We start from the raw sequence: 12,708 nt of genomic DNA on the forward strand, positions 1-12,708 counted from the left end.
TTATGCAAACAACTTTGTTAGCCAGCCGTTGTTTTGATGGTTTTGCATTTCACAATAACGCACTGATTACGATTGAATCGAATAAAATTCGCTCTATTGTGCCTGATTACCAGGGGCCTTCTGACATTCAGGTAACCGGATTGTTATGTAGTGGTTTTATCGATCTTCAGGTAAATGGCGGTGGCGGCGTGTTATTTAACAACGCACCCAATGTCGCAACTTTATCCAAACTGATTAACGCTCACGCCCGGTTTGGCACCACGGCCATGTTACCGACACTCATTACTGACGAATTCAAAGTAATGCAGCAGGCTGCTGGAGCCGTATCCGATGCAATGGCTCAAGGGTTGCCGGGTATTCTAGGAATTCATTTTGAAGGGCCGCATTTAAGCATCGCTAAAAAAGGAATTCACCCGCCATCGTCTATTCGTCCATTAATGGATCAAGAGTTGCACTTGTTGATGCGTAAAGATCTAGGAATTGTGAAAGTGACAGTTGCACCTGAACAAGTATCCCCTGACATTATTGCCGAGCTGGTCACCGCCGGAGTGATAGTGAGTTTAGGTCATTCTAACGCAAACAGCGAACAAGTTATTGCAGCATTGGCAGCGGGAGCGAGTGGCTTCACTCATCTGTTTAATGCCATGTCTCCAATGACGGGTAGAGCACCAGGCATGACAGGTACAGCATTGCAACAATCCCAAGCGTATTGTGGCCTGATTGTAGATTTTCATCATGTGCACCAACAAAACTGCAAGCTGGCTGTGCAATGTAAGGGTGTTGACAAATTGGCGTTAGTGACAGACGCAATGCATCACGTTGGAAGTAATGAAAAACGATTGCCCTACATGAATACTCATATCCTTCGACAAGGAGACAAATTAACTCTTCAAGACGGGACGTTAGCGGGTTCAGCACTGAATATGGCAACAGCAGTTCGCAATTGCCACGAAGGGCTAAGCCTGCCCTTGGCTGATGCATTGCGCATGGCAACTTCAACACCTGCAGCCTGGTTAGGTTTGCAAAATAAACGCGGCGCAATTCGCGCCGAATTTCAAGCAGACTTTGTTGTACTTGACAGCAACTTTGCTGTTTCCCAAACATGGATTGGGGGAGAACAAGTTTTCTCTCAAACCACTACAATAAATGAACAGGAGTAAACTTCATGCAAACCCTGGTTAATGACGCTCGTCCAAGATCTTCGCTCGTTCCTATGTCAATTATTGGGGCTTTGTTTTTTATTTTTGGGTTTGTTACTTGGCTTAATGGTGCCTTGATCCCGTTTCTACAAATTGTCTGCGACCTGAGCGAAACCGAAGCATTGTTTGTAGCGTTTTCGTTTTATATTGCCTATGTGGTAATGGCATTACCTATGTCATGGATCTTAGACAAGGTAGGTTACAAGCGAGCAATGGTTTATGGATTGTTGATGGTCGCCTTCGGCTCATTGTTGTTTATTCCTGCAGCAATGAGCCAAGAATTTGTGGTCTTTTTGATTGCACAATTTGCTGTTGGTTCGGGATTAACTATCTTACAAACAGCCTCCAATCCTTACATCGTCAAAATTGGCCCACAAGAAACCGCTGCTGTGCGTATTTCTGTGATGGGCTTGCTCAATAAAGCCGCAGGGGTAGTAGCGCCTATAGTATTTACCGCGCTGGTTTTAGGCGAATTTTCTGACGTCTCGGTCAAATCTATTGCCTTATTGTCAGAAGCTGAACGCACCGCACAAATAGAAGTTTTAGCTAATGGATTGATATTACCTTATTTGGGTATGGCGATCGCGCTGGCAGTGTTGGCATTTTTACTTAAGCTTTCCGCATTGCCAGAATTAGAGCTAAGTAGTGAAGAAGATTCCGATTCAGACGGCTCGATTTTACAATATCCACAATTGATCTTGGGAGTTTTTACCCTATTTCTGTATGTCGGTGTTGAAGTGATTGCTGGCGATACAATAGGTTTGTTTGGTTCTAAACTTGGGGTTGAGAATGCGACTTCTCTCACATCATACACAATGATATTCATGGTTGTGGGTTATTTGCTCGGTTTGATTTTAATACCACGCCTGATAAAGCAAGAGCAAGCCCTGGCTGGATCGGCGATATTAGGTGTGATCTTAAGCATCCTGATTGTCACCGGCAGTAATGAAAGCACCGTTTTGTCTCAGCTGTTATGGGGTTGGATGGGCGTTCCTTTGCTACCTGATACTGTGGCTTATGTGGCGATTTTAGGTCTAGCCAACGCGCTTGTCTGGCCTGCCGTTTGGCCATTGGCGTTAAATGGATTAGGTAAACATACCGCGCGAGGTGCGGCATTACTCATTATGGGGATTGCCGGTGGCGCGGTGTTGCCGCTAGTTTATGGTTTGTTCAGCGAACAATTCGACGGTCAATCTGCCTATTGGATGATGGTGCCTTGTTATGTGTTTATTCTTTTTTACGCCTTGATCGGGCACAAAAAGCGTGCGTGGAGAAAGTAAGTAACGAGGATTAAAACATTGCGCGAATGCACATAACTTGGAACATGTTAGGTTCTATGTTCGAGACACTTAACTATAGTGCGTGGCACGGAGCAAAGAACTAAATGAAAACGGTTATTAGGTTTCCATATGCAAATTTTCATATTGTTGTACAAATTTGCGGGACTTGGAGCCTAAAAATCTCTTTCTTTTACATTGAAAATAGCAACAAGAGAGCTAATCCAATGGGGAGCTTTTCAAGCACGTTGGGTCAACCATCTTGGAATTTAGAAAATCAGAGATCTCACTTCCCGGCAAAGGCTTCGACCAATAATACCCCTGACCAATATCACAGCCCATTTCAATCAGCTTGTCCAGCGTGCTCTTATCTTCAACACCTTCAGCGACGGTTTGCAGTCCTAGGCTATGTGCCATATTAATAATGGCTTTTACTAGAGGTTCGTCTTGGTTGTCTTGGCTCAAACAGCGGATGAACGAGCGGTCAATTTTGAGTTTTGCCGCGTTAAAATCGCGCAGATAGCCCAAATTAGAATAGCCGGTGCCAAAGTCGTCAATGGCGATAGAGATGCCTAATTCACTCAACTTTAAGAGTTGAAGTTGGATTTGGTCAGTGTCGTCAATTAGCAGTGATTCGGTTAGTTCCAATTCCAATGCTTCAGGGGGTAAACTTGAATCTGTCAGTGCTTTTGCGACTATATCTTGCAAATGGCCACTTTTGAATTGCATGACTGACAAGTTAACCGCTACCCGCAGTCCACTTAGTCCATTTTGCCGTTGCAATGCACAATACTTACACGCTTCCTGGAGTACCCAGGTTCCTAATTCATTAATTAAACCGCCACTTTCCGCGATGGGAATAAACTGATCTGGGCCTATCATACTGCCATCGCTTTGTGGCCATCGTAACAATGCTTCAACGGTTGAAATATTGCCACTACGTAAATCAATCATGGGTTGATAATACAGCTCAAATTGCTGCGCACTGATGGCAGGACGAAGTCTTTGCAACATCTGAAATTTATCGTCGGTTGCTTTATCTAAACTCTCGTCATAGAAGTGATAGGTATTGCGTCCGTCCTGTTTGGCGCGATACATAGCAATATCTGCCTTACGGCAAAGTTGCTTAAAATCCTGGCCGTCATTTGGCGCTGTTGCTATGCCCAAAGAAGCGGACACAACCACTTGATTGTGCAAGATCTCAAACACCGAAGCGCACTGTGAGATGAGCGCCTCTGCCAATCCATCAAGCTGCGAAGTGTTAATAGTAAAGGGGGCCAAGACTAAAAATTCATCACCGCCAAATCGAATCAAATGATGATTGGATTCGAGGGTTTCACTTAATCTTTGTGTAAGTTGTTGTAGGAGTTTATCGCCAGCAGCGTGACCTAGTGCATCGTTAACGGGCTTAAAATTGTCCAGATCGATAAACAGTAGCGCCAATTGTTGTTTATTACTCTGAGCTGCTTGTAACGACTTCTCAAACAAAATTTCACCATAAAAGCGGTTAGGTAAGTTGGTCAGGGTGTCGTGATGGGCCAAGTGTTCTACTTCTGCTCGGCTTTGTTGGATCTTGGCGTTCGTCTTTTTCAAAGACACGGTTAGTTTTTTGATATCTCTTACCAGAATATAAACACTGAACCCGGTTACAACAAAAATCACTAGGATAAAGATAAGATGAGACCAGCTTAACGATGGGATGTGTGGCGTAATGAAGCCTTGCAAAGTCAGCCATGACAACAGCACACACTGTGCGATGACAAATAATAACATTGAGATAAACAGGCCCACACCACCCAAAATTGCAGCAAAAATAAGTAGGCCAGGGTAGCCTAGTACCGCTAAATCAAATAGTGCAGCTCCGGTTAATGCCAGTGAGAACAGCATTACAGACATTGAGGTTAACAATGTATAGGCAGAAGCTTGTACTTTATGCTTGTAAGCCAACCCCAACGCCAACACTAAGCAGGTAAGCCCGACGCTGAAAATAACAAAGGTGATGTTTCGCGCGACCGTTAGTGATGCAAACAAGCCCAATGCAGTAATCGCACATATTTGCATCAAACGATAACGGCGAATCTGACTAAAAACGCTGGCACCTTTGTCGTCTTTTTCTATATTTTCATGCGCTTGCAGAGTTTTGGACATTCAAATAATTTTATATGCGATGGTGCTTTACTTTACCGTTTATATCGATAAATACCAACTGTCTTCACAAAATCGAAATTCTCATGAATAGCGATTATTGGTGTGAAACCCATTTAAACCCAACAGTAACGTTATTGAAGTGGATCTAACACCTTCTTTAATGGAGAAAGATAATCTTCAAAGTTCTTCCATTGCTCCATTCCGGATCGATAGATAGGCTGTCGAACTTGCTCCGAGCTGGGTGTTTTTATGGTACGTACAGTTTTGTGAAAATCGATACAACTTTGCTCAAAAGGTAGCCCGCAAAAATCAAGGATCCGCTTTACTTGGCCTTCTAAATTGTCAATGACATCTTCATGTTGCACGCGCAATACGAAACCAGGCAGTACACGATCCCAATGGGCCATAAGCTTTATATAAGCTTTGTAGTAGCGACCTATATTTTCTAGGCCATAGGTAAACTCTTGCCCTTCACCAAATAATTGTTTGAAACCACTGAAACAACAGGCCAAGGGATGGCGGCGCGCATCAATCACTTTGGCATTAGGTAACATCAGCTTTATCAGTCCAATATGCAAAAAGTTATTAGGCATTTTGTCAATGAAGTATGATGCTCCAGCGCGATAAACCTGAGTATCTTGTAAAAATTTTTCTCCAAAGCGTAAGTAGTAATCGGGCTTTAAATCCTTTAGCACTTGCGGGTATCGCTTTTGTTGTCCGGTTAATTTGGAGGCTATAGATAAAACATTATGCAGCTCCATGGTGCCGTCGACCTGGGAATGTGAAGCTAAAATTTGTTCTAACAAAGTCGATCCTGCCCGTGGAAGTCCAACAATGAAAATTGGGTCGGCACTTTTATCGCCTACCTCGCCAAGTTGTTCAAATAGTTCGGCAGTGCAGCAAGCAATTTGATCTTCTACTTGTTGTTCAAAAACTTCAGGTTTGTATTGTGTTTGCTGTTGTTTGAGTTGATTGCCCTGGCTATAACGCGCAAAAGCCTGTTCATAGAGCTTGCTATCTTCAAAGGCTTTTCCCAAAGCAAATTGAAAGTGGATCTTGTCATCAATGGAAATGTCTGGACTACTTGCATGCTTTTGCATATCCAACACTTCTTCATCACTAAATTGATAGGTTTTGGTGTTGGCCAGGCTCCAATATGCATCGCCAAATTCTGGCCTGCTTTTGTAAGCTTGCTGATAGGCGCTAATCGCCTGAGAAAAATTACCAGCGGCTTTTAATGCATGTCCAAGTAATAACTGGATGCCAGGTTGGTTGGCGTTATTCGTCAACAACTGCTGATAAATCGCAATGGCTTCGTCAATTTCGCCTAGTCCAACCATGGCACTGGCTTTTGCCGAAAGCAGGTGATGGTTGTCGGCTTGACTTGCTATTAACTTGTCTGCGAGAGATTTGGCTTGATAAAATTTTCCCATTTTGGCGAATAGTTTCAGTAATTCTAGGCCAGCAGCACGGTGATCAGGATAAAGCGCGAGAAGGCTTTCTAGCAGGAACTCTGCTTCACCATATATTTTCAGCTGAATGCCAATCTCCGCTAATAACAGCATGCCCTCTGGATGATGTTTATTGGATTGTAAGAAATGGCGACAGACTTGATCCGCCTTATATAATTTTCCCTCGTACATTAAATCTCTCGCACCCAGAATTGGCTTGGGTAGACCTGCAAGATAATGTACCTGTGCATTTGCAATACTCTCAGCAGGTTTGTTTCCCATCACCGAATAAAGGCCGACCAGGGCTTTCCAACTAGCGATTAATGCACCATTAAGAGTCGTTGCTTTATAGTAGGCGATAGCAGCCTCTTGCACGTTTTGGTTGCTTTGATGAATATGGCCGATTTCTTGAAATGCACGGGCATTGTCAGGATCGTTGGCAATTAATCGTTTGTTGATTTTAAGTGCCTGACCAGGCTGATTATCCATTCGGTATGCGACGGCGAGTAAATAGAGAAGCTCGTTTTCAATGTCTCGCTCATTATTTGTTCGCAGGCTTTCAGTGGCAAGGGTGATAGCTTGTTGAAATTGCCCTTTTGCTAGGGCATCTTTAACGGTGTTGGGAGTAGTCACGGGAAATTAGGTAATCGCTGTTGTGGCTTATCAGTTGCCATGTTACGTCGTAATAGACAAATTCATCAAGGGCAAACCCATGGTTTACCCTTGCGAATACTGCGGTGTCGTTAATAAAAGTCGTAAGACAGACGTAAACCAAAAGTACGCGGCCTGTTGGTGACAACCTTTGGCGTAAATTGTTGATTGTCGATATACAAGATCGCGCTTTTGTCCGTCACATTATCGATGTAAATCTCTGCTTTCCAATCATCGTGTTTGACACCAAATGCCAAGTTGGCAATTGCATAGCTTTCTTGAACATAACGCCCGCCTAGAAAGGCATCACCATTTGAGTCAGTGTAAGTCACCCCTTCATAGACAGCCGCTTCTTGTTGAATGGTTAAACCTGAACCTGTTCCATAAACCAGTTGCGTGGTGTCTTCCAGTACATAAGCGTCCATCTTCATGCTCGCCAGACGGTCTCCGGTATAGGTAATTGAGCCGTTGATGTAGCCCGTCAATCCTTCTGGTAAATCATAATAATAGCGCGCTCGAAGGTTTCCTGAGAAGCTAGCCGAGTAGGGAAGTTCGCTACCAACCCCGGGTGCGATACCTTGCAGCTCGGGGTTGATCCGAGTTAGCTCGGTGTCGAGCAAGCTAAAGGAGGCATCGATTATTAAGTTATCAGAAGCGAGCCAAGTCATATCGGCATCAAGCCCTCGGATCTCGGCATCACCTACGTTATCGGTGAATACCAAAAAGCTGATGTTAGTTGGATCAAAGCGCGAGGTTTGCAAGTCGGTAATTTCTGAGAAAAACGCTGTTGCATTGATACGCAATATTCCATCAAGAAAATCTCCTTTGAGGCCCACTTCGTAGTTGTCTAAGGTATCCGTTAACGAATACACCGGGATACGGAACCCTTCAAAAGCACCGTTTTGATTAGTGGCTTGGCCACCACCAACCCGGTTAGTCACCGGTGGTCTAAACCCTTCTGAATAAGTAGCAAAGAGCAAAACATCTTTGTTCACTTTCCAGTCAATTGAGGCCTTTAGGATCACATCATCAACGGTCAGCACACCATCACTTCCGAGTAAATCAACTTCCAACTGACCATTTTCTATAGCCTGTTGAATCAATGCTGGATCTTCACCCACCGCTGTTAGCTCGTCGGGGTTGAGTGTGCCAAACGCGCGCACGCGACGAGATACATCAACGGTCGTTGTGGATCCTTTGAAAGTATCTTCAATTTCATACCAACGTGCGCCCAACGTAGCGGTGACGGTTTCGGTAAGGTCGTATTCAAATTGTCCAAAAAGGGCTATTTGGTCGATTGTATGAGTTACATCATTGACAAAGCTGACTTCGGATTCAAAGGGTCCACCGTTACTATTGATTCCTTCTGTACCCACGGTTGTGCGGGTAAGATTTTGGAAAAAACCTAAATCGGTATTGCCAATTTTGAATTTCCCGACAGTTTCAAGATCTTGTGTGTCGTAGAATACACCAGCCGTGACACGCCAATCGTTGTCGGCCGATGTGTTAACTCGTAATTCGTGAGTAAGACGACTGGTATTGGTCTGCTCTTTATAGAATTTTGTTGGGTCGAGACATCTTTCGTCCGCAGGCGTCTCTGCTTCATAATGGTTACACACGTAATAAGCTGCGAATAAGCCTCCATTGGTATAGCCGGTGTAATCAACTGTTGAATCGATCTCGCGATCCAGATAACCACCGGTATAAACAATATCAAGCTGATTTAGTCGTCCTTCAAGCGTCCAGGTGGTGAGGCCAAATTCATCATCATTGTCTTCAGGAGTGAAGCGATTGGTTGAGCTCTCTCCTTCGAGATTTGGATCATAAGCAAATACACCTTCAGTCTCTAATGTCTGTTGGGTGTGTTGAACTAATAATTTCCAATCATCATTTATGATGTAAGACAAACCAAAACGTACGCCGGCATAGGTCGCATCGTTAAAATCGTCTTCAACTAATGCATCGTTGACCGGAGAATCCACAGGCGTGTTGGCCGGATCCGTTAAGGGGCCACCAGAAATTCGGTCAATGACTACAGCGCTACCAATATAACCGCCTTCGCCCGGTTCGTTGAGAATATTGTCAATCCAGCCACCTTGATGCTCGTTGTAGGCAGCAACACGAACGGCCAAGTCCTCGGTCAAAGCGAAGTTTAAGAAGGCTTCTACCGCATTACTCATTTCACCACCTTTGGTGAACGCTACGTTCGTATCAACACCAGCGGAAAAGCCAGAATGATCAGGCTTTTTGGTGATCAATCTTACTGTGCCCGACTGGGAGCTCGCGCCAAACAAGGTACCTTGAGGACCTGGTAATACTTCAACGCGCTCCATGTCAGTAGCGAAAATATCTAAGTTACGGCCTTGCATTGATACAGGTTGTTCATCTAGATAAAACGCTACCGAAGGTTGAAGTGCTTGCACTGAAGACACAGCAATATTCGTTTGAGTGGTGGCGGCGCCTCGAATGTATATCTCGTTTTGACCTGGCCCCGTGCCTTGAAATACCACATTAGGTAAAAATTCTACGTAATCTTGAAAGTTATCTACCCCCAAGTTTTCCAGCGCCTCGCCATTTAGAGCGGTGACGGAAACCGGGATATCTTGGATTGACTCAGAACGTTTTGTGGCAGTGACTTGTATCGTTTCTATCTTAGCTTTGCCTGCCTCTTCCTGCGCGTAGACAGGAGTTGCCGCTAAAGCTGCAACAATTGCGCAGTTCAACTTGGTTTTATTCATATTTCCAGGAGCCTTGTGATTGTGAGTCGACTAAGTGATAAAGGGTGTTTTTTTAATAGACTAGATATTAATGAATAGATAGACAAGAGTAAAATAGTTTCAGCACGAATTAATATTCATTGAAGGTCTAGAACGTAAGTTGGCTAAAAAGCTGAAAAATGTTGAAGTTTGTTTGTTTTGTCACTTTCATTTTAATAGAGATCAAATAATTTGATGTGTAGTGTTAATTTGCGGTTGATTAATTTATATTGAGGAAATTGTTAAATCTGTATTAGCTGAAGGACGCTACACCTTTGAATAACACTTCCCAACTATCGCTTAACGCAAAAGTATTTATACCTTCTTCATTGCTAATACTAGGGTTGCTTGTTTTTGCCCTTGTAGTGCCCGAGATTGCCGATAATTTGTTTAAACACATGCAGCAAACCATCGTCGACAATGGCAGTTGGTTTTACGTGCTTAGCGTGGCGATTATTCTGTTGTTGGTAACTTATTTAAGTGTTTCTCGCCATGGAGAAATCAGGCTTGGCCCCGATCACGTTTCACCTGACTATTCACTACTGACTTGGTTGTCTATGCTGTTTGCCGCGGGCATGGGAATTGGTCTGATGTTTTTTGGTGTCGCTGAGCCAGTGATGCACTATCTATCACCTCCGACCGCAGACACACAGACAACCGAAGCCGTGCGAGAAGCAATGAAAACCACGTTTTTCCACTGGGGATTCCATGCATGGGCGATTTATACGGTAGTCGCGCTAGTGTTGGCATATTTTAGTTTTCGACACAATTTGCCTCTCACATTACGCTCGGCACTTTATCCTATGATAGGCGACAAAATTTATGGATGGGCAGGGCATACTGTCGATATCTTCGCCGTAATCAGTACCATTTTCGGTGTTGCAACTTCTTTGGGTTTAGGAGCATCACAAATTAATTCCGGATTGTCTTATCTGTTCGGCATAGAAGTGAACAACGCCAATCAAATATTTCTCATGATCGGCATTATTTGTTTGGCGGTAATCTCTGTCGTGTCGGGACTAGACAAAGGCATTCGTCGTTTGTCCGAAATTAATATGATATTAGCCATCGCTTTATTGGTGTTTATTTTGCTGCTCGGTCCGACTGTATTTTTACTCAAAGCGTATCTACAAAATACCGGAGCATATCTGTCTGATATTGTCCGCAACACATTCAATCTATTTGCTTATGAAAAAAGCGATTGGATTGGCGGCTGGACCATCTTCTATTGGGGGTGGTGGCTTGCTTGGGCTCCCTTTGTGGGGCTCTTTATCGCCCGTATTTCCCGAGGCCGCACTATTCGGGAATTTGTGATCGGCGTAATGTTTATCCCAACTGCTTTTACATTGTTGTGGATGACCGTATTTGGTAATTCGGCCATCGACTTAGTGTTCAATCAGCAAGAGCTAAGGCTTGGGGAGATGGTCAACGAGAATACGTCAGTGGCACTGTTTGTTTTTCTGGAGTATTTCCCGCTGTCAGAAATTCTTACCTTTATCGCGATATTGATGGTCATTGTGTTTTTTGTGACGTCTTGTGACTCAGGCGCGATGGTTGTTGATATGTTGTGTTCTTATGGCAACAATAATACGCCTGTATGGCAACGAATCTATTGGGCCGTAGGTGTCGGTGTGGTAGCCGCTACATTGCTGGCCGCGGGTGGCCTAAATGCCTTACAAACGATGACAATTGCAGCGGCACTGCCATTTGCCATTATTCTATTAATTGCACTTGCGGGCTTAGTGAAAGCCTTACGTGTTGAAACCTTTAAACGAGAAAGTTTGTTGCACAATGCTACTCCAATTCAGCACAGCCCCAACGCAGAAGAATGGCGTGATAGGTTGCAGAATATCGTTAATTTCCCAAATAAATCTACCGTTGAAAATTTTCTCGATAGTATCGTTGAGCCGGCATTTGAAGCGGTTGCAGAAGAACTTAAGGCCAGTCAGATTGACGTTAGAGTTGAGCGTAAAGAGCGCTATGTTGCGTTGCATGTAAAACATGGAGATGAGCAAGATTTTGTTTATGGCGTGCACCGTCGTCAACATCAACAGCCCGATTTTGTTTTCACAGACTCAGAAACGTTGGACGCCGATGATGAACAGACTTATTATCGAGCCGAAGTTCACTTGAGTGAAGGTGGGCAAGACTACGATATTATGGGCTGGTCGAAAGTCGCGGTGATCAATGATGTTATCGACCAGTACCACAAACATCTGCATTTTTTGCATTTGTTACGGTGAAGTAGGGAGCCTTTGGTTTTTTATTGAGGAAATTATGAATAAAGATGAAGAGTTGTTGGTCGCGCTAAGAAAGGTGATCCGTGCCATTGATCTGCGTTCCAAACAATTAAACAAAGATGTTGGGCTAACGGGGCCGCAATTGCTAGTAATGCAAAATGTTGGCAAAGATCCCGGCATCATGGCTCGCCAAGTGGCTGAAAATATTACGCTTAGCCCCGCAACTGTAACCAGTATTCTCGACAGGCTGGAAATAAAGCAATTGGTGCATCGAGTCAGAAGTACCGAAGATAAACGCAAAGTAGGCTTGTTTTTGACAGAAAAGGGGCAGGATATCTTGCAAGATGCACCATTGCCTTTTCAAGAGCATTTTACCAATCGCTTTACCCAACTTGAAGAATGGGAGCAAAGTCAAATGGTCGCCACTATGCAACGTATAGCAAAAATGATGGATGCGCAGAATATCGATGCATCGCCGTTGTTGGAAGTGGGGAATTTGGCGGACAAAGTCGAGGTGGATATCGCACCAACAACGGACAAAACCAAAAAATAAATCTAAGCCCTTTAGTTTAAAAAAGTGTATAAGAAGCAAAAGGTTAAGGAGCCAATATTGGAAATCATTGATTGGTCTGATTTTGAGAAAGTGGATATTCGGATGGGAACCATTTTGGAGGCCGAGAACTTTCCCGAAGCACAAAAGCCCGCCTATAAACTGAAAGTTGATTTTGGCCCGGAAATTGGTATTAAAAAATCCAGCGCTCAAATTACGAGTCTATACAGCACCAAGGATTTAATTGGCAAACAAGTGCTAGGAGTGGTGAATTTTCCACCCAAACAGATTGGTCCCTTTATGTCTGAATGTCTTGTTACCGGCTTTTATAATGAAGATGGCGCTATTGTGTTGGCAACCTCATCTGGCCCTGTACCAAATGGTTCGCGATTGCTATAGGTTTTGTCTGTAGGTGGACAATTCAGGAAGAGAACTA

Annotated in this window: 8 protein-coding genes; 5 read left to right on the forward strand and 3 right to left on the reverse strand. The window is 43.9% G+C overall.

Annotated elements, in window-relative coordinates:
• The first annotated feature begins 2 nt into the window (after positions 1-2).
• Positions 3-1,160: an N-acetylglucosamine-6-phosphate deacetylase gene (gene nagA, locus FM019_RS16835; RefSeq protein WP_143837131.1), complete on the forward strand. Its 1,158-nt coding sequence runs from the start codon at positions 3-5 to the stop codon at positions 1,158-1,160.
• Positions 1,161-1,165: 5 nt separating this feature from the next.
• Positions 1,166-2,479 (forward strand): sugar MFS transporter, encoded by a 1,314-nt coding sequence (locus FM019_RS16840; RefSeq protein ID WP_143837132.1) that lies wholly within the window; start codon positions 1,166-1,168, stop codon positions 2,477-2,479.
• A gap of 216 nt (positions 2,480-2,695) precedes the next feature.
• Here the strand turns inward: FM019_RS16840 and FM019_RS16845 are convergent, their stop codons facing one another.
• From FM019_RS16845 to FM019_RS16855, 3 genes are all read right to left on the reverse strand, one after another.
• A complete protein-coding gene (locus FM019_RS16845) occupies positions 2,696-4,624 on the reverse strand; it encodes a putative bifunctional diguanylate cyclase/phosphodiesterase (RefSeq protein ID WP_143837133.1) in 1,929 nt (642 codons plus the stop codon).
• Positions 4,625-4,755: 131 nt separating this feature from the next.
• On the reverse strand, positions 4,756-6,708 hold the full coding sequence (locus FM019_RS16850) for a tetratricopeptide repeat-containing sulfotransferase family protein (protein WP_143837134.1): 1,953 nt from the start codon (positions 6,706-6,708) through the stop codon (positions 4,756-4,758).
• A gap of 110 nt (positions 6,709-6,818) precedes the next feature.
• Positions 6,819-9,464, reverse strand: a complete 2,646-nt coding sequence (locus FM019_RS16855; RefSeq protein ID WP_143837135.1) for a TonB-dependent receptor — start codon at positions 9,462-9,464, stop codon at positions 6,819-6,821.
• A 293-nt stretch (positions 9,465-9,757) separates the two neighbouring features.
• Here FM019_RS16855 and FM019_RS16860 point away from each other — a divergent pair, with 293 nt between their 5' ends.
• Genes FM019_RS16860 through FM019_RS16870 form a run of 3 tightly spaced genes read left to right on the forward strand, consistent with a single transcriptional unit; the run spans position 9,758 to position 12,671 of the window.
• Positions 9,758-11,725, forward strand: a complete 1,968-nt coding sequence (locus FM019_RS16860; protein ID WP_185969326.1) for a BCCT family transporter — start codon at positions 9,758-9,760, stop codon at positions 11,723-11,725.
• Between the two features lie 34 nt (positions 11,726-11,759).
• Positions 11,760-12,275 carry a MarR family winged helix-turn-helix transcriptional regulator gene (locus FM019_RS16865; RefSeq protein ID WP_143837137.1) on the forward strand — a complete coding sequence of 172 codons (516 nt, stop codon included), beginning with the start codon at positions 11,760-11,762 and terminating at the stop codon, positions 12,273-12,275.
• Positions 12,276-12,332: 57 nt separating this feature from the next.
• Positions 12,333-12,671 carry a tRNA-binding protein gene (locus FM019_RS16870; protein WP_221934392.1) on the forward strand — a complete coding sequence of 113 codons (339 nt, stop codon included), beginning with the start codon at positions 12,333-12,335 and terminating at the stop codon, positions 12,669-12,671.
• Positions 12,672-12,708: the final 37 nt, after the last annotated feature.

The sequence above is a fragment of the Aliiglaciecola sp. M165 genome (assembly GCF_007197995.1).
In the GTDB taxonomy this organism is placed as follows: Bacteria; Pseudomonadota; Gammaproteobacteria; order Enterobacterales; family Alteromonadaceae; genus Aliiglaciecola.